A 26,464-nucleotide genomic window follows, 5' to 3' on the forward strand; every position below is an offset into this window, starting at 1 on the left:
TCCGGCGATTGACCAGACGTCAGAGGGCGTGCTTCGGCAGCCTCACGTACGTCACCTTCGTCTCGATGCCGCTGTCCACGAGCCGCCCCCGCGCGTCGAACGCCTCGGGGCCGTCGGTCATGCCGAAGTCGTTGTCATTGATGAGCGCCAGCGTGTCGCGGCCCGCGAGCGCGACGCCCTCGATCTTGTCGGGGACACCGTTCAGCGTGTGCAGGTCCACGACCAGGCGCTTCTTCAGCACGGGCACGCCGGCCGCCGCCGGATCGGGCAACTGCTCCAGCGAGGGCGACGTGGCCTCCGCGTCCCAGCGCCCGCCCAGGATGTCCGCGCGCGGCGTCAGTTCGACCGCCTGGAGGCGGGCGGCCTTGTCGGTGCGCTCCTCGACGAGCAGCCGGTTGCCGCCGATGGCGACGACGGAGGAGATCTTCAGCTCGGAGGTGTCGTCCTCGCCCGGGTCCACGACACCGACCGGGTCGAAGCGGTACGCGTACTCCGCCGTCACCCGCTGCTTCTTCGGGGAGAACCGCAGCAGACGCGTCGTGCGCGAGGACTCGCCCGCGTCCTTGTCCGGCAGCGACAGCGGGCTCTGCACCGCGAGCACCAGATCGCCGTTCGGGAGCTGCGCGAGTCCTTCGAAACCGCGGTTGACCTTGCGGTGCAGCAGGACCGAGGGCAGCGACTCGACGACCGGGTAGTCGGCGCCCTTCAGCGCCAGGCCCTTCGGCACGTGCCGGGCGAGCACGCGCCCGCGCGCGGAGACGTGCACCAGCGAGGGGCCGTACTCGTCGACCAGCCAGAACGTCCCGTCGTCGGCCCGCACGATCCCCTCCGTGTCGAGCCCGTTCGGGTTCACGGGCAGCGGGGTGCGCGCGTCGTACGTGTACGGCTTCTCGTCGCGGCTCTCCTGGTTCGGCAGGCCCGTGACCGGCTTGCCGGAGGCCGTGGTGAGGGGGAGGGCGTCGAGCACCTTCACCCGGTCGCCGGCCACGCGGATCTTGACGATCGCCGGGTCGAAACCGGGCACCGGGAACGTGCGGCGCTTGGTGCCGTCCACCTTCATCTGGCCGTTCGGCCCGCGATCGGTGACCGTCCAGAACTCGCCGTCGCGGCCCGCCGGATAGAGGTCCGAGCCGATGCCGCCGAGGTCGACGCCCCGGTCGTCGGCGACGGTGCCCGGCAGCAGGGAGTCGCTGAACGTGCCGAGCGGGATGTCGGGCAGCGTCGCGCTGCCGACGACCTCGGCCCGGCCGGAGACGGCCGGGGCGCCCGTCGCGGTCCCGGCGACGGCGAGCGCGGCCAGCGCGGCGAGCGGCACACCCGCGGCGACGGTTCTGCGGACGCGGCGCTTGCCGGGGACGTGCGGGGACATGGTGCCTCCTGAGGCGTGCGAACGGTGAGCTGCGCACACGGTCCGCTGCCGTGCCGAACTCCCGGTGACGGCACGGTGAATGCCGGTGAACGCGGGGACGGCGGGCGGCGAGTGGCCTCGGGCAGCCCGGCCCCGGTCCACCGTCTCGACTGATCGTCATGAGCGATCACGCTCGATACGATGACGCGGTCGGCGACGGAGGTCCGGTCGTCGCGCGCTCAGCGACGGGGGCGCCGGGATCATGCGGCTGCACGTCGACCGGCGCCACGCACGCCTCCTCGAACCGCTCCGGGGACGGAGCATGGTCCGCGTCGCCGCCCTCCGCCTGCGCAGCGGCCCGGAACCGGCGCCCGCGCCGCCCGCCGACGGCGAAGCCGAGCGTTGACCGACGTGGGGCGACGCGCCGCCGCTCTGCTGTTGTCCCGGCTCACGAGGCCGTCAGGTACCCGCGAGCCGGGACAACACCTCGACATCCTCCCGGAGTTGAGGATCCGCGCCTCCTGCGGCGCGCCGGTCACAGCGAACTGACGGGGCCGCGCGGATACGTCAAGCCGTCGTGACCGTCACCGTCTGCGACAGGCCGCCCGCGCCGCTCAGGTCGCCGAACGTCAGCGTCAACTCCCGCCCGGTGCGGGCCTCGACGACCGATGACGGCTTCGACGTCACCGACTTCACCGGGCGCCGCCACGTCAGCGTCGCCGAGCGCACCGAGCGGTTCGGGTCGCTGACGGACACCGTCGCCGTGCCGTCCCGGCGCTCGCGGGCCTGCACGACCAGCGGCGCGTCCACCGTCACCTTGCCGACCGTCCCCGCCTGCCAGAACACCGCCCCCGTGAAACCGAGCGAGGGCACCCGGACACCCTGGCCGGCACCCGAGTTGGCGGTGACCTCCAGCCAATCACGGGCCGCCGCGCGCTCCGCCGTACGGGTCGCGCTCGCGCCCGGCATCACGACGTACGCGTAGGAGGCGTCGGCCGGGTCCTTGCCGTGGTCCGCCAACAGGGTGAGGTAGCGGCGCGTCACCGGGTCCGTCGCGCCGCCGCCGTTGATGTCGTGCCACGTCCCCGTGCGCTCCTCACGCAGTGCCCGGAGCGCCGCGCCGCCGGGGAAGACGTACCCGGCGTGCCCGGCGACATGGGCCCAGCGCGCGCTCGGGAACGCCGCGTCGGACGGCAGGGCCGCCGCCTGGGTGTGCCCGTCGACGGTCAGGCGGGCCGTGCCGGACGCGCCGAGGCAGCGGTTGTCGACGACGCTCTCCACGCCGCTGCCGTCCGTCGCCGTGATGCCGGCGCCGAGACAGACGACCGCGTCATCGAGGAAGAACCAGGCTTTCCTGCCGCGCAGCGTGGACGACAGGCCCCGCACGTCCTGCGCGAGCGTCCCGTACGTGCCGTCCGTCGCGCCGCCCACCCATGTCGTGTCCGGCCGGGGCGCGCCCCACGCGCCGCCCGCCGCGTCCGCGAGCGGCTTGCGCGAGACCGTCGTGCCCGGCAGGCGGTAGGGGTCGACGGTCGGCCAGAAGCCGTCGCTGTACTGGCCGCCGCCCGCGTCGTCGCCCGCCGCCCACCAGTACAGCATCCCCGAACCGGTGTGCCAGCCACGGCCGTTCTCGCCGTTGCCGTTCTCGTAGAACGTGATCGCCTTCGACGACATCGACACCGACGCCGTGTACAGCTTCGAGCGGTGCGTCGCACGCGCCATCGCCGGGAACTGGCGGTGCCCGGCCGGCTCGACCGCCGCCTTCACCGCCGCGTCGTCGAGCAGCGCCGTCACCCGGGACAGCGCCGCCACCCCGAGGCCGCGCCCGGCACGCACGTCACCGTAGGTGTCGCGGCTGTACCAGCCCTTGGCGAGCGCCCGCCACCGGGCGTTCTCCGCGCTGCTCGCGCCCTGCCCGAGCAGCAGGATCGAGGCGATGATCGCGTGCCCGCGCGTGTGGTCGTTCTGCTGCACCTTGAGCGTGTCGCCCGCGACGAGACCCCGGCTGATCGCCCGCCCGGAGACGTTGTCGATGACCAGCCCGTCGTGCAGGAACGGCGCGTACGAGCGCTCCACCGAGTCGAGGAAGATCTGCCGCCCGCTGTCGGTGATCGCCCACGACGAGCCGCCGAGCAGCGCGAACAGCTTGCTGAGCCCGTCGATGAGCACCGCGCCGTACGAACCGGTGTAGGGCACGTACGTGTGCTGGATCAGCGAGCCGTCCGCGTACAGGCCGTCCCCCGAGGTGACGTACGGGAAGACGGGCGAGATCGCGTCCCGGGCCAGCGCCACCTTCGCCGCCGTGCCGTCGAGGAGGCCGCGCAGCGCGAGGACCCGGCACAGGTCGATGCGGTTCGCCCCGGTGCTCGTGCCGGTGTACTTGGCGACCAGCGAGTCGGGCACGAAGTGGTCGATCGCCTCGACGGCCGCCGTGATCCGGGCCGCGCCCAGGTGGTCGTACATGAGGACGGCGATGTCGAGCAGCCGCTGCGGGACGCCGATCTGGAAGTTGTACCAATTGCCGTACTGGGCCTGCGTCTTGTTGTAGACCTGGGTGCCGAGGTGATCGACCGCGGTGAGGACCGCGTCCTTGAGGGCGGCGTCGCCGGTCACCCCGGTGCCGGGCTGGCAGAACGCCTCGGCCATCACGCGGGCCCGCTCGTAGCTGGTCTGGAGGCGCTCGGAGTAGCCGAACGACTCCGTGTCCGTGTCGGGGTCCGGGTCGCCGAACACCGCGTCGGGCCACAGAGATCCGTCGGCCGGGGCCATCGCGTCGCGCCAGGCGCGGGCCTGCGTGCCGAGCGAGGCGAGCTTCGTACGGAACGGCTCGGCGGTGGGGCTGAAACCCTCGCCGAGGTACAACGACCGCCATCGCGCGCGCAGTTGGGCGAACTCGTCAGCCGAGGCGGTCGCGGCCGTGCCGGAAGCGGCGGAGGCCGCGGAAAGGGGCGGCGCGGAGGTCGCGGCGCGGGCGGGGTGCGCCGCGCCGACGGCGAACGCGGTGCCCGCTGCGGCGCCGGTGGCGAGGAGGGCACGGCGGGACCAGGGGGCGGGACGGGGCGAAGTCATGGGAAGCTCCGGGTGCTCGGAACCGCTGGGAGTAAGCGGTTTCTAGCACCTGGCGCTCCCAACGCTCAAGAGAAACGACCAAGATGAGCGTTGCGATCGTTCAGGGCGGGCGCCCCTACGGACTGCGGGCGCCCATGGAGCAAGCGGGCGCCCGGGGGAGAACCCGCAGGCGCCCGCGGTCACGTCAGCCGGCGATCCACACCGTCGTGATGTTGCAGAACTCCTTGATGCCGTGGCCCGCCAGCTCCCGCCCGTACCCGGACCGCTTGGCGCCGCCGAACGGCAGCGCCGGGTGCGAGGCCGTCATGCCGTTGACGAAGACACCGCCCGCGCCGCTGTCCCGTACGAACCGCTCGATCTCGTCCTCGTCGCCGGTCCACAGGTTCGAGCTCAGCCCGAACGGCGTGTCGTTGGCGACGCGGACCGCCTCGTCCAGGTCAGCGACCCGGTACAGCGTGGCGACCGGACCGAAGGTCTCCTCGCGGTGGATACGCATCTCGGGCGTGATGTCGGCGAGGACCGTCGGCTCGTAGAACCAGCCCCGGTCCGCGAACTCCTTGGGCCGCTGCCCGCCGCACAGCACGCTCGCGCCGTTCTCCACCGCGTCGTCCACCAGCTCCTCCAGGTCCGCGCGGCCCTGTTCGCTGGAGAGCGGGCCGACGTCGGTCTCCTCGTCGAGCGGGTCACCGACGCGCAGCGCCCGCATGCCCGCCACGAACGCGTCCCGGAACCGGTCGAACACGTCCTCGTGCACGATGAACCGCTTCGCCGCGATGCACGACTGCCCGTTGTTCTGCACCCGGGCCGTCACCGCGACCTTCGCCGCCTTCTCCACGTCCGCCGACGGCATGACCACGTACGGATCGCTGCCGCCCAGTTCCAGGACCGTCTTCTTCACCTCGTCGCCCGCGACCGACGCCACCGCCCGGCCCGCCGGCTCGCTGCCGGTGAGGGTCGCCGCGACGACCCGCTCGTCGCGCAGGATGGACTCCACGGCCTTCGAACCGATCAGCAGGGTCTGGAAACACCCCTCGGGGAACCCGGCCCGGCGGAACAGATCCTCCAGGTAGAGGGCGGTCTGCGGAACGTTCGAGGCATGCTTGAGCAGGCCGACGTTGCCGGCCATCAGCGCGGGCGCCGCGAACCGGACCACCTGCCACAGCGGGAAGTTCCACGGCATCACCGCGAGCACAGGCCCGAGCGGCCGGTAGCGCACCAGGGCGCGCGCCGCCCCCGAGTCCTCCACGTCCGCCTGCGCCGGATGCTCGTCGGCGAGCAGTTCCTGCGCGTGATCGGCGTACCAGCGCATCGTCTTCGCGCACTTCGCCGCCTCGGCACGGGCCGCCGCGACGGGCTTGCCCATCTCCGTCGTCATCACCTTGGCGATGTCCGGGGTGTCCGCGTCCAGCAGATCGGCGGCCTGCTGAAGCAGCCGGGCCCGGTCGAAGAAGGACGACGTGCGGTACGACTCGAACGTCTCCGCCGCCAGCGCGAGCTTGCGCTCGATGTCCTCGTCGGACAGGACGTCGTACGTCTTCAGCGTCTCGCCGTTCGCGGGATTGACCGTCGCGATGGGCATGGGGGAGACCTCCTGGATACCGTTTCCTCGACCTTCCCGCGCCACGCCGGACGCCGCAACGCGGGCCCGTCGGGTACCCGGCACCACGCGCCTCACGCGCCTCACGCGCCCCGAAGGTCCCGCGTCACAGCAGGTCGGCGAGCCGGTCGACGAACACGGCCTGCGCCGCGACCAGCCGCGTACGGGCCTCGTCCAACGCCCACCACGCCACCCGGTCCAGCTCGGGGAACTCGGCGGTCCTGCCAGACCGGGGCGGCCACCGCATGGTGAACGTGCCCGGCACCACGTCCGCCGGATCCAGGTCGCCCTCCAGCGCCCATACGGTGACGCGCTTGCCGCCCGCCTGCACGGTCTGCCCGAGCGGCAGCGGCTCCCCGTCCGGCGGCGCGAGCCCCAACTCCTCGCGGAACTCACGGCGCGCGGCGTCCAGCGGCGCCTCGTCGTCGGCGTACTCGCCCTTGGGAACGGTCCACGCCCGGGCGTCCTTGCGGGCCCACAAGGGGCCGCCCATATGCCCGAGCAGCACCTCGAAGCCGCCCGGGACACGCCGGAACACCAGCAGCCCCGCGCTCGTACGGGTGCGTTTGCTCTCCTCAGCCATGCGGCCAGTGTCGACGCCCGCGACGCGCGCCGCCCGGCGACACGTGCCCTCGGGAGCGGCGCGCGAGGCGGCTCACACGTGCACGGCCGGCTCGTCCCCCGCGACCGCCTTCGGCGCGCCCGGCCGGTACAGCAGCAGCGTCACGACGAAGCCGATGGCGAAGAACAGCGCCGACCACCAGAACGCCGTCGAGTAGCTCTCCATCGCCGCCTGCGCCCGCACCAGCGGCGTCGGCCTGCGTGTGGCCAGATAGTCGGTGGCGGCGCTGGTGGCGAGCGTGTTCAGCAGGGCCGTGCCGATCGAGCCGCCGACCTGCTGGCTGGTGTTGACCATCGCGGAGGCCACCCCCGCGTCGTGCGCGGCGATCCCGGATGTGGCGAGGTTCATCGCCGTGGCGAACACGAGGCCGAGCCCGAGTCCCGCCACCAGCAGCGGCGGCAGCACATGCGCCGCGTAGGTGCTGGTCAGATCGAGCGCGGTCAGCCACGCCATGCCGCCCGCCGCCATCGCCATGCCCAGCGGCACGATCGGTTTCGGCCCGAGCCTCGGCACCAGGTAGTTCGTCGTGACGACCGACGACAGGACCATGCACGCCACCATCGGCAGGAACGCCACACCCGTGATGACGGGCGAGTACCCGAGAATCTGCTGCAAGTAGTACGTGAGGAACAGGAACACGCCGAACATGCCCGCGCCGGAGATGAACATGGCGAGGTAGGACGCGCCCCGGTCGCGGTGCAGGACCACCCGCAGCGGCAGCAGCGGATGCGCCGCCCGCCGCTCCCACCAGGCGAACGCCACGATCAGTGCCGCGCCCACCACCAGGAACCCCCAGGTCTGCACGTCGCCCCAGGAGTGCGTCTCCGCGTTCGAGAAGCCGTAGACGATGCAGAACAGGCCCACCGACACCAGCAGCGTGCCCGGCACGTCCAGCTTCGGGCGGTCCGCCGGGCGCCCGCCGTGCAGCAGCCGGGAGCCGCCGAGGATGGCGACGACGGCGAACAGCAGGTTCACGTACAGGCACCAGCGCCAGTTCAGATACTCCGTGAGGACGCCGCCGAGGAGCAGGCCGACCGCGCCGCCCGCGCCCGCGATGGCGCCGTAGATGCCGAACGCCTTGGCGCGTTCGCGCGGGTCGGTGAACGTCGTCGTCAGCAGCGACAGCGCCGCCGGCGCCAGCAGCGCGCCGAACACGCCCTGGAGCGCCCGCGCGAAGACCAGCATCCCGAAGCCGGTCGCCGCGCCGCCGAGCGCCGACGCCACCGCGAAGCCGATCAGGCCGGCGATGAAGACCGTCTTGCGGCCCACGAGGTCCGCGATGCGCCCGCCGAGCAGCAGCAGACTGCCGAACGCCAGCGCGTACGCGGTCACGATCCACTGCCGGTTGCCGTCGCTGAACCCCAGATCGTGCTGGGCCGAAGGCAGCGCGATGTTCACGATCGTCGCGTCGAGGACGACCATGAGCTGGGCGATGCCGATGACGGCGAGGATGAGCCAGCGGTGCTCGTGCCGCCCGCCCCCGTGGTACGGCACGGCCGCGCCAGGCGGAGCGGCGGGGGAGGCGGGTCCGCCGGTGGCCTCGGCGGCGTCACGCGAGCGGTCCATGGCGACCTCCTGGAGACCCCGACACCCCCCGGGACAACCCCTTCACCACGCTAGACGCCCCGGCCGTGGACGGCGACCGGGAGGGAACGCGGGCGTTCACCAGGGGGTCGCCGGGCCACGGCCGGGGCGTACGGGGAGGCTCGCCCGCCGCTCAGGGGCGGTGGGCCTCCCGGGCGTCGAGCGCGGAGGCGGCGTCGGTGCCGTCCTGCGGGGCGCGCGGCCCCGGCACGCCGTTCACGGTCGCGGCCGGCCCCATGAAGCGGCCGAACAGGCGCTGCGCGAGCGGCTCGGTGTAGCGGGCGGTCAGCGGGCCCACGACGACGAGGATCAGCACGTACGCCGTCGCCAGCGGGCCGAGACGCGGCTCGATGCCGGAGGTGACGGCGAGCCCCGCGATGACGATGGAGAACTCGCCGCGCGCCACCAGCGCGCCGCCCGCCCGCCAGCGGCCCTTCACGGACACCCCGGCGCGCCGCGCGGCCCACCAGCCGGTGAAGATCTTCGTGCACGCCGTGACCACCGCGAGCAGCAGCGCGGGAAGCAGGACCGGCGGGATGCTCGCCGGGTCGGTGTGCAGGCCGAAGAAGACGAAGAAGACGGCGGCGAACAGGTCCCGCAGGGGCGAGAGCAGCGTGTGCGTGCCCTCCGCGACCTCGCCCGACAGCGCGATGCCGACGAGGAACGCGCCGACCGCCGCCGACACCTGCAACTGCTGCGCGAGCCCGGCGACCAGGATGGTCAGGCCGAGCACGACCAGGAGCAGCTTCTCCGGGTCGTCGCTGGAGACGAACCGCGAGATGTGCCGCCCGAAGCGCACCGCGATGAACAGCACGAGCCCGGCGGCGCCGAGCGCGATGGCGAGGGTGAGACCGCCGGCCGCCCAGCCGACGCCCGCGAGCAGGGCCGTGATGATCGGCAGGTAGACCGCCATCGCCAGGTCCTCCAGGACCAGGATGGACAGGATCACCGGCGTCTCACGGTTGCCGAGCCGCCCGAGGTCCCCGAGGACCTTGGCGATGACGCCGGACGAGGAGATCCAGGTGACGCCCGCGAGGACGACGGCCGCGACCGGGCCCCAGCCCATGAGCAGCGCGGCGACGGCACCCGGCAGCGCGTTGAACGTCATGTCGACGAGCCCCGCCGGATACTGGGTCTTCAGATTGCTGACGAGGTCGCTGGCCGTGTACTCCAGGCCCAGCATCAACAAGAGCAGGATCACGCCGATCTCGGCGCCGATGGCGACGAACTCCCCGCTCGCCCCGAGCGGCAGCAGACCGCCCTCGCCGAACGCGAGCCCCGCCAGCAGATACAGCGGGATCGGCGAGAAGCGCAGCCGGCCGGCGAGACGGCCGAGGAGGCCGAGCGCCAGGATGATGGCACCGAACTCGATCAGGAAGACAGCGGAATGCATCCGATCACTCCCGGCCCAGGATGTCGGCGGCGGCCTCGACGCCCTCACGGGTGCCGATGACGATGACCGTGTCGCCGCCCGCGAGCCGGAAGTCGGGCGTGGGGGAGGGGGTCGCGTCGGCGCGGCGCAGCACGGCCACGATGGAGGCGCCGGTCTCGGTCCGCATCTGCGTCTCACCGAGCAGCCGGCCGTTCCAGTACGAGGTCGCGGGGATCTCGATCCGCTCGGCCACCAGCCCGAGGTCGGTGGTGTGCAGCAGGTTCGGGCTGTGGTGCGAGGGCATCAGCGCGTCGATGAGGTACGCGGCCTCGCCCGACGTCAGCTTCAGCGACAGGGCGCAGGCGTCCGGGTCGTCGGCCCCGTACGCGCTGAGCGTGCGGCCCCCGTCCCGGTGCGCGACGACCGACAGCTGGCGCTGTTCGCGGGTGGTCAGGTCGTAGCGGTAGCCGATCCCCGGCAATGGTGTCCTGCTCAGGCGTGAAGCGGGCACGGTGATCCCCTCATCTCCCCTTGGTCCGTGCGTGGGTCCGGCCGAGACAGCCGGCCGCCTATAGGTGGCGGTTGCACCTTTCGGTGCGGGGGTCACCCTATACGCCTCATGTTTTGGCAAAGAAACGGTCAGCGGTCGCCCTGGGGTCGGCCGCCGTCCTGGGGCCCGTCGCCGTCTTGGGGTGCGTCATCGTCCTGGGGCCCGCCGCCGCTCCCGGGTCCCGCGTCGCCCCGGGGCTCCGGCCGCGCCTCGGGAGCCGAGGCCAGCACCGTCTCCACCGTGTCCGCCTGATCGGCGGTCTTGTCCTCCCGGTAGCGCACCACGCGCGCGAAGCGCAGCGTGACCCCGGCCGGGTAGCGCGTCGAGCGCTGCAACCCGTCGTAGGCGATCTCCACGACCAGCTCGGGCCGCACCTGTACGACATGGCCGTCGTCCTCGACGGCCAGCTCGCCGAGGCGTTCGGTCTGCCAGGCGAGGTCCGCGTCCGTCATCCCCTTGAACGTCTTGCCGAGCATGGCGAACGAGCCGTCCTCGCGCCGGGCGCCCAGATGCAGGTTCGACAGCTTGCCCGTGCGCCGGCCGTGTCCCCACTCCGCCGCGAGCACCACCAGGTCCAGCGTGTGCACCGGCTTCACCTTCAGCCAGGACGCCCCGCGCCGCCCGGCGCTGTACCCCGCCTCCTGCCCCTTGACCACCACGCCCTCGTGCCCGCGCTCCAGCGTCGCCGCGAAGAACGCCTCGGCGGCGGCCCGCTGCCCCGCGTCCGACGCGTCGTCCACGACCGCGCGCCGCACCCGCATCGGCTCGGGCACGAGACGCGCCAGCCGCTCGTGCCGCCGCGCGAACGGCGTCTCCAAGAGATCGCCGCCGTCCTCACCCGCGTACAGCACGTCGAAGAAGACCGGCGAGACGGGCAGCGCCCGCGCCGCGCTCGCCACGTCCACCCGCGACCCGACCCGCCCCGCCACGTCCTGGAACGCCCGGGGCCTGCCCGACGCGTCGAACGCGATGACCTCGCCGTCCAGGATGAAGTGCTCACCGGGCAACTCCCGCGCGGCCGCCGTCACTTCGGGCAGCCGGTCGGTGATGTCGTCGAGCGTGCGCGTGAACACCCGCACCTCGTCCCCGTCCCGGTGCACCTGTACGCGGATGCCGTCCAGCTTCTCCTCGACGACGCAGGCGCCCAGCTTGTCCAGCGCCTCACCGACCGAACCGGCCGCGTGCGCCAGCATCGGCTGCACCGGGTTCCCGACCGTGAGCCGGAACTCCTCCAGGGCGGCGGGCCCGCGCGCGAGCAGCGCCCGCGCCACCGGTTGCAGCCCGCCCGCCAGCATCACCGCGCGCCGCACGTCCGCCGGGGGAGCGTCGGTGGCCCGCGCGAGCCCTTCGAGGGCGACCGCGTCGAGCGCGCCCTGCCGTACCTCGCCGGTCACGAGCCCGAACAGGAACCGCTGCTCCTCCTCGGTCGCCGCGCCCATCAACTCCCCGACGAGCCGCCGCCGTTCCGCCTGCGAACCGGCGCCCGACACATCGCCGAGATCGGTCAGCGCCGCGTCCACGTCCTGCACGCTCAGGCGGGGTTCGGCGGCCGGCGGGACGCGTTCGCTCAGCACCCGCCAGCCGATGCCGAGGCGCCCTTGCGGGAGGCGTCCCGCCAGATACGGGATGACGATCGGCACGTCCTCCGGCGCCGCGTCCGCGAAGAGCTCCGCGAGCAGCGCGATCTTCCGGGACCGCGCGGAGGTGGCGGCGACTTCCTGGGACACCTGGGCGAGCCGGGAGAACAGCATGCAGCCATGGTGCTACGCGGGGCGCGCGCGTGCACGGCCGGACGCCGGGCCCGCGTGTCCGCGCCCGGGCGCCCGCGCGGGCCTTCCGGAGCGGTCAGCCGCCGTCGACGTGGCAGATGTAGATCGGGCCGTGCCAGTGGTGGCAGGTGGGGGTGGGCGTGGGTGTGGGTGTGGCAGTCGGGGTGGGCGTGACCGTCGGCGTCGGGGTGGGCGCCGTGGTCGGGGGAGTGGTGGTCGGGGTCGGCGGGGGAGTGCCGGTCGGCGTCGGTGTGGGCGGCGGGGGCGTCAGGACCCGGGGCTCGGGGAGCGCGGGGGATGTGGGGACCGTCGTCGGTGACGTGCTCGGCGCCGGGGTGGCCGTCCGGGGCGCGGGGACCGCCGGAGCCTTCGGGGTCACGGGTGCCGTCGAGGGCGTGCCCTCCCGGGGAGCCGGTGACGCGGGCCCGCGCGAGGGAGCCGCCGAGGGCGTGCCGGGCGACGGCGCTGTGGAGGGAGCGGACGGGGACGAGGTGGGCGAAGCCCCGGGAGTCGAAGGTGTCGCGGCGGCGGAGGGTTCCGCCCCCGCAGGCTCACCGGCCTCCGCAGAACCACCGGCACCCGCAGACCCACTGGCCTCCGAAGCCCCACCCGCCCCCGCAGACCCGCCGGCCTCCGGAGACGCGGAAGGAGTCGAAGGCCCGGAAGGAGCCGAAGGCCGGCCCGTTCCCCGCTCGGTCGGCGCGTCGGCCACCGCCGCCGTGTCCCGATGGGCCGGAGCCCCGCCGTCCGAGCCGCTGAGCACGAGCCCCGCCGCGACCGCGGCCCCCGCCACCGTGACGCCGAGGACGCCCGCGACCGCCGCCGGGGCCTTCGCGCCGCCGGTCAGCAGGTGACGTACGCCGTGGGACACGCCCGACGAGGACGACGCCCCGTGACCGGCCGCCGCACCCGCGCCCGCGCCCGCCGCCGGCGGCAGCAGGAACTTGCCCGCGCCGCCGAGCGCGAACACCAGGAGAGCCGGGCCCACCAGCGCGGGCAGCCGGTCGTTGGCGCGCAGCAGCACGGCGAGCCGGGCACGGCAGTCGTCGCAGCCGTCGGTGTGCGCGAGCAGCCGCTCCGACTGCCGGGCGCTCGCCGCACCCCGCACATGCGCGGGCATCCGGTCCCAGAACCCCTGGCACTCCGCGCTGAGCGGGCGCCCCGGGTGGCCGCGCAGGAACGCCTGCCGCATGCCTTCCCGCGCGCGGTGCAGCAGCACGGCCGTCGCCCCGCTGCCCGCGCCGATGCGCCGCCCGACCGCCTCCAGCGGCTGGCCCTCCGCCTCCGCGAGCCACAGCGCCTTGACCCAGCGCTCGGGCAGGTCGGCGAGGACCCGCCGCAGCAGGTCCACCGACGACGTGTGCGCCGCCGGGTCCTCGTCCGCGCCGCCGGCCGGTACCGGCTCGACGCCCGCGTGCGGGTCGATCGGCGTGTCGCGGGCCGCGCCGCGTCCCGCCGTGGCGGCGAGGTGACGGACGGTGGTGGTCAGGTACGCGGCGACGTTCTCCACCTCGTGACCTGCGGAAAGCCGCCGCCAGACACGGAAGTGGGCCTCGGCGACCAGATCGTCGGCGAGCCACGGGTTGCCGGTCAGGGAGCGCGCGTAGGCGACCAGGCGCGGCTGCTCGGCCTCGTAGATCCGGGCGTACGCGGCAGGGCTCAGGCCGCCTTCCGGGGCGGCGGCGGATATCGGAGCGGCGGCGGGGCCGTCGGTCATGACAGGACACATCCGTAGGGCATCGGCAGGAACGCCCGACGGCGGATCGGGCGGCGGTCGTGCTGCGGGCCGGTCTGCGCGTCCGGCGGTTTGCAACGCTACTTCGGAAATGTCGGATTATGGAGGGGTGAGTGGCGCAGGTCACAAAGGTCGTTGTCGAAAACGCCGTAATACGCGGCCCCGCTCCCGCGTCGAACGGGCAGCACCACATATCCGCGCCGAAGCGAAAGGGAGCCCGCCATGCCCGCCACTCTGCCCGTCACCCTCGAACAGCACGTGCGTGCCTGCCTGGTCACCGCCGACGGAACGGGACCGGAGCGCGCCCTCGACGTCACCCTGCGCTACGTGAGCGCCGACCCGCTCGCGCTGCGGCTCGCGTTCCCCGCCGAGGCCACGCTCGCGGGCACCGAGGTCACCTGGGCCTTCGCCCGCACCCTGCTCGACGACGGCCTGCGCGCCCCGACCGGCACCGGTGATGTCCATGTCTGGCCGTGCGGCAGGGCCCGTACCGTCATCGAACTGCACGCGCCGGAGGGGATGGCCGTCGTCCAGTTCGACACGTCGGCGCTGCGCCGCTTCCTGCGCCGCTCCTACGCGCTCGTCCCCGCGGGCGCCGAGGACCTGGCGGGGGTCGTGGACCGCGCCCTCGACGACCTCTTCGGCCCGCACGGCGAGGGCCGGGGCGACCGTGACTGACGGCCCCAGGCCCGGGCGCGTCGCGCGGGCCCGGACCGGCGGCAGGACGGCGCGGGGCGCTGCGGACCGTCCCGGCCCCGGTCGAGCGCGGGGCCGGGAACCGCCCGGCGCCGGCCGGTCAGGCCGCCGGAAGCTGCTTCTCGATCGCGGCGACCACGCGCGGGTCGTCCGGCGTGGTCTGCGGCGAGAACCGGGCCACGACCTCGCCCGCGCCGCTGATCAGGAACTTCTCGAAGTTCCAGCGGATGTCCCCGGTGTGCCCCTCGTCGTCGGCGCTCTCGACGAGCCGCGCGTACAGCGGGTGCCGGTCCGCGCCGTTGACGTCCACCTTCTCCGTCATGGGGAACGTCACCCCGTACGTCGCCGAACAGAACTCGGCGATCTCCTCGGCCGAGCCGGGCTCCTGGCCCATGAACTGGTTGCACGGCACGCCGAGCACGCTGAACCCGCGCGCCGCGTACTGCTCGTGCAGCCGCTCCAGGGCCTCGTACTGCGGGGTGAGGCCGCACTTGGAAGCGACGTTGACGATGAGTACGGCCTTGCCCTCGAACCCGGCCAGGTCGAGCGCGCCGCCCTGCAACCGGTCGATCTCCACTGCGTCAAAAACGGTCATGGACGGAGCGTACGCCGACCGCCGCTCACGGCCCCGTCCCGGGGCGGCGCAGCAGGCCCCGCGCCACCAGCTCCACCGTCGCCGCCACCGCGACGGCCTGCACCGCCAACAGCGCCACCAGCACGAACAGTTGCACCGCGCCCGCCGCCACCGGGGACGCCCCGCCGAGCAGCATGCCGACGAACGCTCCGGGCAGCGTCACGAGCCCCACCGTGCGCGTCTGGTCGAGCCCCGGCAGGAGTGCGTCCGACGCCGCCGGGCGGGCGATCTCCAGACGGGCCTCGTGGGGGAGCAGCCCGAGCGCGAGCGCCGCCTCGACCTCGCCCCTGCGCACGGTCAGCTCGTCGAGGGCGCGGCGGCCCGCGAGCACCGTCGCCGTCAGCGCCCCGCCGATCAGGATCCCCGTCACCGGGATGAGCGTGATGCCCCGCGCCGGCAGCAGACCGCACCCCGTCAGCGCGCCCACCACCGGCAGCACCGGCAGCCCGATCGGCACCGCCGCCCACCACCAGCCCGGGCCCGCTGTGACGCGCCGCCCGGCCGTGCGCACCGCCACCGCGAACATCAGCAGCAGGAAGGCCGCGAGCGCCGGCCCATGCCGCACCACCCACCCGATGAGCAGCGACACGACCGCCAACTGCGCCGCCGCCCGCACCCCCGCCACCGCGACGTCCCGGCCCCGCCGCCACGACCCGTCGGGCGCGAGCCGGAACACCGCCGCCACCGCTACCGCCGCGAGCAGCAGCACGACGAGGGCCGCCGCCAGCGCCCCGCCCACCGGAAACAACGTGGCCGCCGCCACCCTCACACCACGCATCCCGGCAGCCTAAGGTCTGTCCTTCGGGTCGTGCCGGGGCGGCGCCGCCCGGGCCCGGTGCTGTCCCGTACCCGGCCCGTGCGCGACGATGGGCACGCGGCACGTGCGGGGCGCCCAGCGCGCGACGGACGGTGACGCACCGACAGGCACGACGCGGAGAGAAAGAGGGCTGACCTTCATGGCACAGCAGGTGCAGGGCGTGATCGCGCGGGCGAAGGGTGCCCCGGTATCCATCGAGACGATCACCGTGCCGGACCCGGGCCCGGGCGAGGCCGTCGTGAAGATCCAGGCGTGCGGTGTCTGCCACACCGACCTGCACTACCGGGAGGGCGGCATCAACGACGAGTTCCCGTTCCTCCTCGGCCACGAGGCGGCCGGCGTCGTCGAGTCGGTCGGCGGCGGCGTCACCGAGGTCGAGCCCGGCGACTTCGTCATCCTCAACTGGCGCGCGGTGTGCGGCCAGTGCCGCGCCTGTATGCGCGGACGCCCCCAGTACTGCTTCGCCACGCACAACGCCCGTCAGCGCATGACGCTCGCCGACGGCACGGAGTTGACGCCCGCGCTCGGCATCGGCGCGTTCGCCGAGAAGACCCTCGTCGCCGCGGGCCAGTGCACCAAGGTCGACCCGGCCGCGTCCCCGGCCGCCGCCGGGCTGCTCGGCTGCGGCGTCATGGCGGGGCTCGGCGCCGCCATCAACACCGGCGAGGTCACCCGAGGCGACTCCGTCGCCGTCATCGGCTGCGGCGGCGTCGGCAACGCGGCCGTCGTCGGCGCCCGCCTCGCCGGTGCCGGGAAGATCATCGCCGTCGACATCGACGACAAGAAGCTGGAGAAGGCCCGCTCGCTCGGCGCCACCCACACCGTCAACTCCCGCTCCGCCGACGTCGTCGAGGCCGTCCGCAAGCTCACCGGCGGCTTCGGCGCCGACGTCGTCATCGAGGCAGTCGGCCGCCCCGAGACGTACGAACAGGCCTTCTACGCCCGCGACCTCGCCGGCACCGTCGTCCTCGTCGGCGTCCCCACGCCCGAGATGCGCATCGACCTGCCGCTGCTCGACGTGTTCGGCCGCGGCGGCTCCCTGAAGTCGTCCTGGTACGGCGACTGCCTGCCCTCGCGCGACTTCCCGATGCTCATCGACCTCTACATGCAGAACCGCCTCGACCTCGACGCGTTCGTCACCGAGACCATCGAACTGACCGACGTGGAGAAGGCGTTCGAGCGGATGCACCACGGCGACGTGCTGCGCTCGGTGGTGATCTTCTGATGACGGCCACCCCCGCGGCCACGCCCGCGCCCGGCGCCCGCGTCGACCACCTCGTCACCTCGGGCACGTTCTCGCTCGACGGCGGCACCTGGGACGTCGACAACAACGTCTGGATCGTCGGCGACGACGAGGAGGCCGTCGTCATCGACGCGGCCCACGACGCCGACGCCATCGCCACCGCCCTGGGCGAGCGGCGCCTCGTCGCCATCGTGTGCACGCACGCCCACGACGACCACATCGACGCGGCGCCCGCGCTCGCCGCCCGCACCGGCGCGCCGATCCTGCTGCATCCCGCCGACACCGAGCTGTGGAAGCGCACGCATCCCGACCGCGCCCCCGACGGCGAACTGGCAGACGGCCGGCGCCTCACCGTCGCCGGCGTCGAACTGACGGTCCTGCACACCCCGGGCCACTGCCACGGCGCGGTCAGCCTGTACGCGCCCGCGCTCGGCACGGTGTTCACCGGCGACACCCTGTTCCAGGGCGGGCCGGGCGCCACGGGCCGCACGTTCAGCGACTTCCCCACGATCATCGACTCGATCCGCGAGCGGCTGCTGACGCTGCCGCCCGAGACGGTCGTCCGCACCGGGCACGGCGACTCCACGACGATCGGCGCGGAGGCCCCGCACCTCGACGAATGGATCGCCCGCGGCCACTGAGGCCCGCCACCCGAGGCGCATCCCGAGGGCGCATCCCGAGGCGCATCCCGAGGGCGCATCCCGAGGCGCCTCCCGCGCGGGCCGGTCCCGGCCGCCCCGCGCGGAAGAGGGGCCTCCGGGGGAAGAGACTCAGGGGGAGGAGTCTCAGGACGCGGCGAGGACCGCGCGTACGGTCTTGCCGCCGTGCCGGTCCGGCTCGACGCACCAGCGGCGCGACAGCGCGTGCACCAGCGCGATCCCGCGCCCCGACTCGGCGGTCGGTGACGCGCCCCGCAGATGCGGCATGCCGGGCGCGTCGTCGTGGACCTCCACCGTCAACTCCCCGGCGGTGTCCAGCCGCAGACTCATCCGGCAGCGGGCGTCCGGGGCCCGGGTCGCGTTCGTCACCAGCTCCGAGACGACCAGCTCCGCGTCGGACGCCGCGTCCGGCGGGCGTCCCTCGAGGAACGACCGGGTCAGCCGGCGGGCCCAGCGGGCGGCCCCCGAGCCCCGTGGCATCAGATACTCCACGCGTGCGGCACGCCGAGCGGCGCCCCTGAACGCACGCATGTCATCACTCCCTCTCGCGTACTCCTGCCTGGAACAGCTTCTTGCGGGTCATGCGGGATATGCGGTTCGTGCGGTCCGTACGGCTCGTGTCACCCGTACGGTTCTCGCGGGCCTCTACGCCCTCCCGGTCCCGACCGAGCAGGCGCGCCCGCAGCGGGCGTGTGCGAGGCGATCCCTCCGGGGACCGCTCCTGTCGACGTGAAGGCCCTTTCCCCGTGAACCGCCCCTTCAAGCGGCCGGACCGCTCCGGAGTGGCCATGGCGTGGTACCGATGGCCGATCCGGCGGCCCACGAGCGCGTACGCGATCAGCGCGCCACCCGTGTTGAGCAGGATGTCGTCGATGTCGAAGGCGCGGCCCTCCACCATCGCGCCCTGCGCCAACTCCACCAGCACCATGACCACAGTGGTGAGCGCGAGCACCTGCACCATCCGCATCCGGCGCCCCACGAGCACCGGGAGCAGCACCCCGAACGGCATGCCGAGCAACAGGTTTCCGCCGATCTGCTTGCACGCGGCGAGGAAGGTGTACGACTGCGCGTACTGCCGCAGGCTCGAACCGGGCCGCAGATTGGCCCCCGCGATCCCGTCCGACGCGGGGGAGGGCGTCAGCGTGATCCGGGCCAGCACCGCCGAGAACGCCACCAGCGCCAGGAACGCCACGACGGCGATCACCGCCCGCGCGACCCCGTGCCACCAGCGCCGCTCGGGGCGGTCCCGGGCGCTCTGCCGCTCGTCGCCCGCGCCGCGCTTTCCGACCTTCCCCTGACGTGCCGTCACCGTAGCCATGTCTGCCGGATGCCCGCGATGGCGGCGATCAGACAACCGGAAACCGCGCTTCTGGCCCGCTGTCACACGGGTGGCCGCCAGGCTGTGACGGGTGGGTCAGACGGGCTCCGTGGGGTGGGCCAGGGTGTCGAGGAACCGCTCCAGGGCCGGGGCGGCCAAGCCGTCGCCGCCGCGCGGCCGCTCCACCTGCGGCACCGCCGGCTTGCCCAGGTGCAGGGCCTGCGCCTGGGTCGCCTGGGCGAGCTGCCGCCGCTCCAGGGCCCGTTCGACGACCGTGCCGTGCACGTACTCGACCACGGTCACGCCCAGATGGTCCGCGTGGCTGCGGACCGCTTCGTACTCGTCAGGCGTGAACAGCTCCCGCAGGAGCGCGCTACCGTCCATGGCCGCATGATGCCGTCGCCCGGGCCGACACGCGGACGTGCGGCCGCGTTCACCGCTCGTTCGCGTGGAGCGGGAGCATGGGGTGGCGCTCAGAAGCGGTCGGGGCGCGCGGCGGCCCAGTCCTCCGCCCAGCCCGGCGGCGGCCCGGAGACCAGGGCCCCCGGCTCCAGCCACTCGTGCAGACGCGCGTACGAGCGCAGCCCGTGCGGTGCCGTGCGCCGCATCAGCATCTCCGGGCGCAGCTCCCGCGCCGAGCGCACGCCCATCGCGGCCATGATCTGCCCGGCGCCGCGCACGGTCGCCGCCTGGAACTTCTGTACGCGTACGGCCTTGTCCTCCACGTCGAGCGCCCGCACCCGGCGCGGGTCCTGCGTGGTCACGCCGACCGGGCAGGTGTTGGTGTGGCAGCGCTGCGCCTGGATGCAGCCGACGGCGAACATCATCGCGCGGGCCGCGTTCGTGTAGTCGGCGCCCTGGAGGAGCCGCTTGACCATGTCCGTGCCGGTGGCCACCTTGCCGCTCGCCCCGATCCGGACGTGCTCCCGCAGCCCGGCGCCGACCAGCGCGTTGTGCACGGTGATCAGGCCCTCGGTGAGCGGGGTGCCGAGGTGGTCGGCGAACTCCAGGGGAGCGGCGCCGGTGCCGCCCTCCGAGCCGTCCACGATCACGAAGTCCGGCGTGATGCCCTCGGCGAGCATGGCCTTGCACACGGCGAGGAACTGGATCCGCGAGCCGACGCACAGCTTGAACCCGACCGGCTTGCCGCCAGACATCTCCCGCAACTCCGCCAGGAACAGCATCATCTGACGCGGCGTCGAGAACTCCCGGTGGTAGGGCGGCGACACCACGGTCTCGCCCTCGGGCACCTCGCGCACCCGCGCGATCTCCGCGTTGACCTTGCCGCCGGGCAGCACCCCGCCGATGCCGGGCTTCGCGCCCTGGGACAGCTTCACCGAGATGCACTTGATCTGGTCGATCGCGGCCTTGTCGGTGAACTCCGCGCGGTCGAAGCGCCCGCCGGAGGTACGGCAGCCGAAGTAGCCCGTACCGATCTCCCAGACGAGGTCGCCGCCGTGTTCGCGGTGGTACTCGGACAGGCCGCCCTCGCCCGTGTCGTGTGCGAACCCGCCGAGCGCCGCCCCCTTGTTGAGGGCGCGGATGGCGTTGGAGGACAGCGAGCCGAAGCTCATCGCCGACACGTTCAACAGGGCCATGTCGTACGGCTGCTTGCAGTCCGGGCCGCCGATCCGCACGCTCGGAGCGCTGCTGGGCGGGTCCACCGGGTGCATGGACGGGACCAGGTACTCGTGCCCGACCTCGTACACGTCCCGCTCGGTGCCGAAGGGCTCCTCGGCCTCCACGCCCTTGGCCCGCTCGTAGACGATGGAACGGATGTCCCGGTCGTAGGGCCGCCCGTCGTAGTTGCGCTCGATGAAGTACTGCTGCAACTCCGGGCGCAGGGCCTCCATCAGGAAACGCAGGTGCCCGACGAGCGGGTAGTTGCGCAGCACGGAGTGGTGCGGCTGTACGAGGTCCCAGCCGCCCAGCGCGGTGAGCGCGAGCAGCGGGCCGGCCGCGCACCACCACCAGGCGGAGACCCCGAGCGCGAGGACGAGCGCGCCGGCCGTACCGGCGATGACAGCGAGGAGGAAGAGATATCGGCGCACAGGGGAAGTCAACCGCACTCCGGGCGCCGCCGGGCACCCCCGACACGGACCGCGCGGGCTGGACCGCCACCCCGACCCCATAAGTCAGGCAAGGCGACGTCCGCGTGCCCTTCCGCAGCCCGGCCGACGACGTCACCGCCCTCGGCGAACGCGTGCGGTGCCTGCCGGCGTCGGCCGCCGAGGTCAGCCGCCGGCGGCGGTGACCTTCTCGCGCTCGGCGCCCGCCGCCTCCCGCGTCCGCTTCGCCGGCCGGCGGAACGCCCAGTCCATCCGGGGCTCCACCACCACGCGGAAGACGCGGCGCACCGGCTCCGTGCACAGCAGCGTGATCCCGGCCACCGCCACCAGCGTCACCGCGACCTCACCGAGCGGGGTGTGCAGCCAAGGATGGTCGTACCAGTCCCAGAAGCGGGCCGACTTGATGACGAAACCGTGCAGCAGATACGCGTAGATCGTCCCCGTGCCGAGCGCCGTCACCCACAGCCTGCGCCCCGGCACCCACGCGAGGAAGCAGGCCGTCAGCACCAGCGCCAGCACGAACAGCGCAGGCGTGGCGATCAGGCCCGCCCACGCCGGCACCCCACGCCCCACGACACTGCCCCGGTGGTAGAACCAGCCCGCGTCGAACCAGGGCGCCACCGCGTACGCGCTCACCACCGCCACCGCGAACACCCCGAGCGCCACCCACCGCACCCGCCAGGTGCGCAGCCGCGAGAAGTGCTCGGGCCGCAGCACGAGGCCCACCACGAAGAACGGCAGGAACTGCAATACCCGCTGAAGTGCCAGGTCGTCGCCCGCGCTAGGCCACATCGACACGGCCGTGCCGATCGCCAGCGCGGCAGGCACGGGATGGCGCAGTTGCAGCCACAGCGGCGTCGACAGCCGCCAGATGAACAGCGCGACGAGGAACCACATCAGATACCAGGGGTCGAGCAGGCTGATCGGATAGCCCGGATCGTCCTGCGCCCACCGGTAGAACAGCGTGTACGCCACCTCGAAGACGACGTACGGCACGACGACCCCGCTCACCAGCCGCTTGAGCCGGCGCGGGGCCATGTCGAAACTGCGGGAGAAGTACCCGGAGACCAGCGCGAACGCCGGCATGTGGAACGCGTACACCGTCAGGTAGAGCGCGCTCACGGCGTGGGAGCCGTAGGTCAGCGGCTCCCACGCGTGACCGCACGCCACGAGCACGATCGTCAGGAACTTCACGTTGTCGAAGTACGACTCCCGCGCCGCGCCTCCCGCGGATGTCGCCTGTGCGGACTGCTGTCGCATGGTGGTGCCGCGCCCCTCCTCGTACCGGATCCAGCCCCGCGCCTGCCCCGCGCCGCCCGTTCCATGACAAGAAACGGAAGACGGGTGCGGACAGGGCGGGGCCGGTGGCGCTCGGCGCGGCCCGCTCGGCTCAGACGGCGGTGTATCCGCCGTCCACCAGGTGGTAGCTGCCCGCGACGAACGAGGCGCGGCCGGAGAGCAGGAACGCGATCAGTTCGGCGACCTCGTCGGCGTGCCCGAGCCGGCCCGCCGGGTGCAGCGCCACCAGACCGTCGTAGGCGGCCTTGTCCATGTCCTTGAGCAGCGGCGTGTCGATGAAGCCCGGGCCGACCGCGTTGACGCGGATGCCCTTGGCGGCGTACTCGGCGGCCGCCGTCTTCGTCAGGCCCACGACACCGTGCTTGGCGGCCACGTACGCGGGAGAACCGGCGAAGCCGACCGAGCCGAGGATCGAGGCGACGTTGACGATCGCGCCGCCGCCCGCGGCCTCCATGGCCGGGATCTCGTAGCGCAGGGAGTAGAAGACGCCGTCGAGGTTGGTGCGGACGACGCGGTTGTACGCGTCGATGTCGTAGGCGCCGGTCGGGGCGCTCGGGCCGCCGATGCCCGCGTTGTTGACCGCGAGATCGAGCCGGCCGAACGTCTCGACGGCGTACGCCACGGCCGCCTCGACGGACTCCGGGCGCGTGACGTCCACCGCGACGGCGGCGGCCTCGAAGCCCTCCGCCTTCAGGGTCTCGGCGGCGTCCTTCGCGCCCTGCTCGTTGAAGTCGGCGATGACGACGCGGGCGCCGCCCCGCGCGAGCCGGCGGGCGGTGGCGAGGCCGATGCCGGAGGCGGCGCCGGTCACGAGGGCGGTCTGCCCGGCGAACTCGTCCGCGAAGGACGCGGAGGAGGCGGAGGAAGCGGCGGGGGTGGTGCTGGTGGTGCCGGTGGTGCTGGTGGTGCTCATGGTGCGGTGTCACTTTCTGGTCGCGGTGCCGAGGCCGTCGCGTGGGCGGCCTCTTCGAAGAGGGCGTCGTAGGCCCCTGCCACCAGATCGGCGAGGTCTTCGGCGTCCGTGCCGGTGCCGCGCGCCCAGGTGCGCAGCGCGGCGGTCAGCACACCGGCGGCGGCCCCGACCACGACTCCGGGACGAGGGTCCCGGGCCGGGTCGGTGCCGAGCCGGTCGGCGATGATGCGGACGGACTCGTCCTGGGCGTCGACCCGGATGCGTTCGTACGCGGCGAAGAGCGCGGGCTCGGCGTCCACGGCCGCGTACAGCGCGCGCAGCCGCGGGCGGTGGTGCCAGCTCGGGGTCTCCCGGTCGGCCAGCCACTCCGTGACGGCCCGGCGATAGGCCAGCAGCGGCGGCTCGGCGGCGGGGCGCTCGCGCAGCGCCGCGTTGATCCGGGCGCCGTCGGCGCGGGTGAAGTCCAGCGCCGCGTCCTCCTTGCCGGTGAAGTGCCGGCTGAAGGTGCGGCGCGTGACGTCCGCGCGCTCGGCGATGGCCTCGACGGTGACGTCCGCGAGCCCGTGCGCGAGCACCAGCTCCACGGCCGCTTCCGCCAGGGCCTCCCGGGTCCGCCGCGCCTTGACCGCGCGGCGGTCCTCGGGGCCCGTGCCGGTGGGTCCGCCCTGTCGGCCCTGCTCGTTCGCCTTCATGCCCTCAGGGTACACCTTGATGTCCCGATGGGACATGTGTCCCGTCGAGACATGTGTGGGGCCGGGGCGGTCAGGCGTGCCAGTGGCCGTGCAGCGCCGCCGTCGTGAAGCCCGGCCCGTACGCCACCATCGTGCCCCGCGCGCCCGGAGCCGGCGGCTCGTCGTGCGTGCGCTCCAGGACGCGCAGCACGCTCGGACCGCCGAGGTTGCCCTCGTCGGCCAGGGTGTCCACCGAGTGCCGGGCGTCCGCCTCGGCGAGGCCGAGCGCGGTCGCCGTGTCGGTGATGATGCGCGGACTGCCCGGGTGGATCACGGGGAAGTCGCTGCGCCGCCCGGCCAGCCACGCCGTCAGCGCGGGCAGCACGTCGTCGGCGGCGGTGAGGGCCTGCTTCGTCGAGTCGAAGTGCAGGCCGTCGGGGGCGATCCGGCCGCTGTAGCGGTCGAGGCTCTCCGGCAGCAGGTACTCGAAGGTGTCCTCGACGGCGAGCCCCGGCCCCAGCGGCTCGTCCGTGACGACCGCGGCGGCCGCCGAGTCGCCGAACAACGCCTTGTAGATCATCGACTGCACGCTGGTGTCGCTGTGGTGGTACACCCCCGAGATGGCCTCGGCGGCCACCACGAGGACCCGGGCGCCGGGCCGGGCGCGCACGAAGTCGGCGGCGCGGATCAGGGCGAGCGTGCCGCCCGCGCAGGCCAGCGTGGTCAGGGCGAGTCGGGAGGCCGTCGGACGCAGCCCCAGGCGCTCCACGAGATGCACGTCCAGGTTGGGCACGGCCCAGCCCGTCGCGTGCGTGGTGATCACGGCGTCGATGTCGCCGGGCGCCAGGCGCGCCGAGTCCAGCGCGGCCCGCGCGGCGGAATCGGCCAGCTCCAGCGCGTCCATGAAGGTCGTACGGGCCCGCTCCTCGACGTCCGTCGAACCGGACACCGTGGGGGAGTCCAGCGGGCGGGCGAAGTAACGGGTGCGCACACCGCAGTTGCCGACGATGCGCAGGATCGCCGCGAGACGCGGGTGGTCGGGGTGGTGGGAGCGGATGTCGTCGGTGATCTCGTCGGTGCTTATCTTGTGGGCACCGAGGACGGTCCGGGGTCTGCTGACGTAGACGGGCACGGGGCGACTCCCACTGGTCGGGGTTTCGGGCGTGGGGGGTGCCGCTCAACGTACTTCACGGTAGGACCTGTTCGACCGTCAGCCGTCAGCCGTCAGCCGTCAGCCGTCAGCCGTCAGCCGTCAGCCGTCAGCCCGTCGATCTGTCAGCCGGCTCTCAGGCTCGGGGTCCGCAGATGGGAACGGCGGGCCCCCGGATGGAACACCAGGATGATCAGCCGGGAGCCCGGCGCGGTCAGCGGCTGCGCCGCGCACGTCGTCACCCAGCCCGCGCCGTGCCGCGCGTGCAGCAACGGCCGCTCGTCGCCGTCCGGATGGATCGACGTGCCGCCCGCCTCGTAGATCCGCGCCGTCTCCGGATCCGCCAGGACCTCCTTCTCGATCTGGAGCAGCGTGTCGTCGTCGGGGCGCGAGGCCAGCGCCGCCCGCAACTGCGGCATGACCAGCGGCGCCCACGCCGTGTGCCAGTCCGTCAGGATGCCGCGCGCCTCGGTGTCGAGCAGCATCCAGCGCATCGTGTTCGCCGGCATCCGCCCGGCCGGGAACAACGCGCTGAACTGCTCGTTCCAGGCCAGCAGATCCCACGAGGCGTCCGTCACGTACGCCATGTGCGTGATGCTGTCCACCGCCTCCTGCCACACCCCCGGCACCTCCTTGCCCGAGGACAGGTGCAGCGGGCCCGGCGGGTCCTGGAGCAGTGCGTAGCGGCACAGCAGAACCCACTCCTGCTCGTTGAGCCCGAAGAGATGGGCCACGTCCCGCAGCAGTTCCGTCGGCGCGTTCGGGTAACTGCCCGACTCCAGGCGGTGGTATGTGCCGAGCGTGCGGTGCAGCAGTTGGTCCACCTGGTGCTGGGACAGGCCAGGGGCGCGCCGGCCCTGGCCCGTGGGGCGGGTGAAGCCATGGGACTCGGGGGCTATGAGGGCGCGCCGTTCACGGAGCAGGGCGCGGAGCGCCTTCTTGTTCATGGTGGGTAATCCCTCTTCGTACACGCCGAGTTGAGCGTGAGCAGTCTAAATACTCACAACGTCTTTGGTCATAAACATTGCCCGAAGAAAACGATCAGACGATCCGCCATGATGGGCGGTGCGGGGTTGCTCACCTGCCGGTTTCATCGTCTGTGCGCCTGTGTACAGGGTGATGGGGCACTCGTGCCGGGCCGCTCGAAAATGGCGGAAATTTCCCGGTGGCAGGTAACCCACGAGCCCCTTGGGGTTGTTCAGGGAAGAGAGCGGGACCGGGCCACCAATTTGTTCGATGTGGCCGGAAAATGCGTTGCGTGACGCACGTCCGGCGCTCGTCCCCGAGCGACCACCGGGGTCACTGGCTGCGGTCGGTGCCGTCACTCGCCATTACGTAGCGGCCACGGC

22 protein-coding genes and 1 pseudogene are annotated in these 26,464 nt (G+C 73.3%); 3 read left to right on the forward strand and 20 right to left on the reverse strand.

The features are described 5' to 3' along the window. Nucleotides 1-19: 19 nt before the first annotated feature. The 9 genes and pseudogenes from ACZ7LY_RS21550 to ACZ7LY_RS21590 all read right to left on the reverse strand — a co-directional run bounded on the left by ACZ7LY_RS21550 (nt 20) and on the right by ACZ7LY_RS21590 (nt 13,628). Complete coding sequence (locus ACZ7LY_RS21550) at nt 20-1,369, reverse strand: esterase-like activity of phytase family protein (RefSeq protein ID WP_471626263.1); 1,350 nt, start codon at nt 1,367-1,369, stop codon at nt 20-22. 546 nt (nt 1,370-1,915) lie between these two features. Beyond that, entirely contained in the window at nt 1,916-4,417 is a 2,502-nt protein-coding gene (locus ACZ7LY_RS21555; protein ID WP_471626264.1) for a polysaccharide lyase 8 family protein, read from the reverse strand. Between the two features lie 184 nt (nt 4,418-4,601). After that, nucleotides 4,602-5,996 (reverse strand): NADP-dependent succinic semialdehyde dehydrogenase, encoded by a 1,395-nt coding sequence (locus ACZ7LY_RS21560; protein ID WP_471626265.1) that lies wholly within the window; start codon nt 5,994-5,996, stop codon nt 4,602-4,604. Nucleotides 5,997-6,120: 124 nt separating this feature from the next. Then, nucleotides 6,121-6,597 (reverse strand): NUDIX hydrolase, encoded by a 477-nt coding sequence (locus ACZ7LY_RS21565; RefSeq protein WP_471626266.1) that lies wholly within the window; start codon nt 6,595-6,597, stop codon nt 6,121-6,123. A gap of 72 nt (nt 6,598-6,669) precedes the next feature. Next, nucleotides 6,670-8,202: an MFS transporter gene (locus tag ACZ7LY_RS21570; RefSeq protein WP_471626267.1), complete on the reverse strand. Its 1,533-nt coding sequence runs from the start codon at nt 8,200-8,202 to the stop codon at nt 6,670-6,672. A gap of 151 nt (nt 8,203-8,353) precedes the next feature. After that, nucleotides 8,354-9,613 carry a cation:proton antiporter gene (locus ACZ7LY_RS21575; RefSeq protein WP_471626268.1) on the reverse strand — a complete coding sequence of 420 codons (1,260 nt, stop codon included), beginning with the start codon at nt 9,611-9,613 and terminating at the stop codon, nt 8,354-8,356. A 4-nt stretch (nt 9,614-9,617) separates the two neighbouring features. Next, complete coding sequence (locus ACZ7LY_RS21580) at nt 9,618-10,103, reverse strand: cation:proton antiporter regulatory subunit (protein ID WP_471626269.1); 486 nt, start codon at nt 10,101-10,103, stop codon at nt 9,618-9,620. Between the two features lie 239 nt (nt 10,104-10,342). Next, a pseudogene (locus tag ACZ7LY_RS21585) lies at nt 10,343-11,893 on the reverse strand (ATP-dependent DNA ligase); the annotation flags it as partial. A gap of 94 nt (nt 11,894-11,987) precedes the next feature. After that, nucleotides 11,988-13,628, reverse strand: coding sequence for a sigma factor (locus ACZ7LY_RS21590; protein WP_471626270.1), 1,641 nt, complete (start codon nt 13,626-13,628; stop codon nt 11,988-11,990). A gap of 240 nt (nt 13,629-13,868) precedes the next feature. Between ACZ7LY_RS21590 and ACZ7LY_RS21595 the strand changes: the two genes are divergently transcribed. Continuing rightward, nucleotides 13,869-14,324, forward strand: a complete 456-nt coding sequence (locus ACZ7LY_RS21595) for an SsgA family sporulation/cell division regulator (protein WP_471626271.1) — start codon at nt 13,869-13,871, stop codon at nt 14,322-14,324. A gap of 118 nt (nt 14,325-14,442) precedes the next feature. Here ACZ7LY_RS21595 and ACZ7LY_RS21600 read toward each other — a convergent pair whose 3' ends face one another. Together ACZ7LY_RS21600 and ACZ7LY_RS21605 are read right to left on the reverse strand one after the other, a co-directional pair. Further along, complete coding sequence (locus tag ACZ7LY_RS21600) at nt 14,443-14,937, reverse strand: glutathione peroxidase (RefSeq protein WP_471626272.1); 495 nt, start codon at nt 14,935-14,937, stop codon at nt 14,443-14,445. Nucleotides 14,938-14,962: 25 nt separating this feature from the next. Beyond that, nucleotides 14,963-15,754, reverse strand: coding sequence for an ABC transporter permease (locus ACZ7LY_RS21605; RefSeq protein WP_471626273.1), 792 nt, complete (start codon nt 15,752-15,754; stop codon nt 14,963-14,965). Between the two features lie 178 nt (nt 15,755-15,932). Between ACZ7LY_RS21605 and ACZ7LY_RS21610 the strand changes: the two genes are divergently transcribed. Both ACZ7LY_RS21610 and ACZ7LY_RS21615 read left to right on the forward strand, forming a co-directional pair. Then, the gene (locus ACZ7LY_RS21610; protein ID WP_471626274.1) at nt 15,933-17,018 is read left to right on the forward strand and encodes an S-(hydroxymethyl)mycothiol dehydrogenase; all 1,086 of its coding nucleotides are present in this window, start codon (nt 15,933-15,935) and stop codon (nt 17,016-17,018) included. Beyond that, the gene (locus ACZ7LY_RS21615; protein ID WP_471626275.1) at nt 17,018-17,677 is read left to right on the forward strand and encodes an MBL fold metallo-hydrolase; all 660 of its coding nucleotides are present in this window, start codon (nt 17,018-17,020) and stop codon (nt 17,675-17,677) included. The genes ACZ7LY_RS21610 and ACZ7LY_RS21615 overlap by 1 nt, the downstream gene beginning before the upstream one ends. Nucleotides 17,678-17,821: 144 nt before the next feature. Here ACZ7LY_RS21615 and ACZ7LY_RS21620 read toward each other — a convergent pair whose 3' ends face one another. The 9 genes from ACZ7LY_RS21620 to ACZ7LY_RS21660 form a co-directional block, all read right to left on the reverse strand. Then, complete coding sequence (locus ACZ7LY_RS21620) at nt 17,822-18,226, reverse strand: ATP-binding protein (RefSeq protein ID WP_471626276.1); 405 nt, start codon at nt 18,224-18,226, stop codon at nt 17,822-17,824. A 4-nt stretch (nt 18,227-18,230) separates the two neighbouring features. Continuing rightward, complete coding sequence (locus tag ACZ7LY_RS21625) at nt 18,231-19,013, reverse strand: VanZ family protein (RefSeq protein WP_471626277.1); 783 nt, start codon at nt 19,011-19,013, stop codon at nt 18,231-18,233. Nucleotides 19,014-19,109: 96 nt separating this feature from the next. Beyond that, nucleotides 19,110-19,397, reverse strand: a complete 288-nt coding sequence (locus tag ACZ7LY_RS21630) for a hypothetical protein (RefSeq protein ID WP_471626278.1) — start codon at nt 19,395-19,397, stop codon at nt 19,110-19,112. An 89-nt stretch (nt 19,398-19,486) separates the two neighbouring features. Beyond that, entirely contained in the window at nt 19,487-21,064 is a 1,578-nt protein-coding gene (locus ACZ7LY_RS21635) for an FMN-binding glutamate synthase family protein (RefSeq protein WP_471626279.1), read from the reverse strand. A 183-nt stretch (nt 21,065-21,247) separates the two neighbouring features. Then, nucleotides 21,248-22,342 carry an acyltransferase family protein gene (locus tag ACZ7LY_RS21640; RefSeq protein ID WP_471626280.1) on the reverse strand — a complete coding sequence of 365 codons (1,095 nt, stop codon included), beginning with the start codon at nt 22,340-22,342 and terminating at the stop codon, nt 21,248-21,250. Nucleotides 22,343-22,472: 130 nt separating this feature from the next. After that, nucleotides 22,473-23,294: an SDR family NAD(P)-dependent oxidoreductase gene (locus tag ACZ7LY_RS21645; protein ID WP_471626281.1), complete on the reverse strand. Its 822-nt coding sequence runs from the start codon at nt 23,292-23,294 to the stop codon at nt 22,473-22,475. Continuing rightward, on the reverse strand, nt 23,291-23,986 hold the full coding sequence (locus ACZ7LY_RS21650) for a TetR/AcrR family transcriptional regulator (protein WP_471626282.1): 696 nt from the start codon (nt 23,984-23,986) through the stop codon (nt 23,291-23,293). Before ACZ7LY_RS21650 ends, ACZ7LY_RS21645 begins: the two co-directional genes overlap by 4 nt. A 70-nt stretch (nt 23,987-24,056) precedes the next feature. Further along, complete coding sequence (locus tag ACZ7LY_RS21655; protein WP_471626283.1) at nt 24,057-25,097, reverse strand: type III polyketide synthase; 1,041 nt, start codon at nt 25,095-25,097, stop codon at nt 24,057-24,059. Between the two features lie 143 nt (nt 25,098-25,240). After that, the gene (locus ACZ7LY_RS21660) at nt 25,241-26,062 is read right to left on the reverse strand and encodes an MmyB family transcriptional regulator (protein ID WP_471626284.1); all 822 of its coding nucleotides are present in this window, start codon (nt 26,060-26,062) and stop codon (nt 25,241-25,243) included. Between the last annotated feature and the right edge of the window lie 402 nt (nt 26,063-26,464).

Source organism: Streptomyces sp. NPDC107550 (genome assembly GCF_055639095.1).

What these genes read in the sequence shown, in the direction of transcription:
- ACZ7LY_RS21550 (WP_471626263.1), bottom strand. Translation starts at nt 1,369, where the DNA reads ATGTCCCCGCACGTCCCCGGCAAGCGCCGCGTCCGCAGAACCGTCGCC.
- ACZ7LY_RS21555 (WP_471626264.1), bottom strand. Translation starts at nt 4,417, where the DNA reads ATGACTTCGCCCCGTCCCGCCCCCTGGTCCCGCCGTGCCCTCCTCGCC.
- ACZ7LY_RS21560 (WP_471626265.1), bottom strand. Translation starts at nt 5,996, where the DNA reads ATGCCCATCGCGACGGTCAATCCCGCGAACGGCGAGACGCTGAAGACG.
- ACZ7LY_RS21565 (WP_471626266.1), bottom strand. Translation starts at nt 6,597, where the DNA reads ATGGCTGAGGAGAGCAAACGCACCCGTACGAGCGCGGGGCTGCTGGTG.
- ACZ7LY_RS21570 (WP_471626267.1), bottom strand. Translation starts at nt 8,202, where the DNA reads ATGGACCGCTCGCGTGACGCCGCCGAGGCCACCGGCGGACCCGCCTCC.
- ACZ7LY_RS21575 (WP_471626268.1), bottom strand. Translation starts at nt 9,613, where the DNA reads ATGCATTCCGCTGTCTTCCTGATCGAGTTCGGTGCCATCATCCTGGCG.
- ACZ7LY_RS21590 (WP_471626270.1), bottom strand. Translation starts at nt 13,628, where the DNA reads ATGACCGACGGCCCCGCCGCCGCTCCGATATCCGCCGCCGCCCCGGAA.
- ACZ7LY_RS21595 (WP_471626271.1), top strand. Translation starts at nt 13,869, where the DNA reads ATGCCCGCCACTCTGCCCGTCACCCTCGAACAGCACGTGCGTGCCTGC.
- ACZ7LY_RS21600 (WP_471626272.1), bottom strand. Translation starts at nt 14,937, where the DNA reads ATGACCGTTTTTGACGCAGTGGAGATCGACCGGTTGCAGGGCGGCGCG.
- ACZ7LY_RS21605 (WP_471626273.1), bottom strand. Translation starts at nt 15,754, where the DNA reads ATGCGTGGTGTGAGGGTGGCGGCGGCCACGTTGTTTCCGGTGGGCGGG.
- ACZ7LY_RS21610 (WP_471626274.1), top strand. Translation starts at nt 15,933, where the DNA reads ATGGCACAGCAGGTGCAGGGCGTGATCGCGCGGGCGAAGGGTGCCCCG.
- ACZ7LY_RS21615 (WP_471626275.1), top strand. Translation starts at nt 17,018, where the DNA reads ATGACGGCCACCCCCGCGGCCACGCCCGCGCCCGGCGCCCGCGTCGAC.
- ACZ7LY_RS21620 (WP_471626276.1), bottom strand. Translation starts at nt 18,226, where the DNA reads ATGCGTGCGTTCAGGGGCGCCGCTCGGCGTGCCGCACGCGTGGAGTAT.
- ACZ7LY_RS21625 (WP_471626277.1), bottom strand. Translation starts at nt 19,013, where the DNA reads ATGGCTACGGTGACGGCACGTCAGGGGAAGGTCGGAAAGCGCGGCGCG.
- ACZ7LY_RS21630 (WP_471626278.1), bottom strand. Translation starts at nt 19,397, where the DNA reads ATGGACGGTAGCGCGCTCCTGCGGGAGCTGTTCACGCCTGACGAGTAC.
- ACZ7LY_RS21640 (WP_471626280.1), bottom strand. Translation starts at nt 22,342, where the DNA reads ATGCGACAGCAGTCCGCACAGGCGACATCCGCGGGAGGCGCGGCGCGG.
- ACZ7LY_RS21645 (WP_471626281.1), bottom strand. Translation starts at nt 23,294, where the DNA reads ATGAGCACCACCAGCACCACCGGCACCACCAGCACCACCCCCGCCGCT.
- ACZ7LY_RS21650 (WP_471626282.1), bottom strand. Translation starts at nt 23,986, where the DNA reads ATGAAGGCGAACGAGCAGGGCCGACAGGGCGGACCCACCGGCACGGGC.
- ACZ7LY_RS21660 (WP_471626284.1), bottom strand. Translation starts at nt 26,062, where the DNA reads ATGAACAAGAAGGCGCTCCGCGCCCTGCTCCGTGAACGGCGCGCCCTC.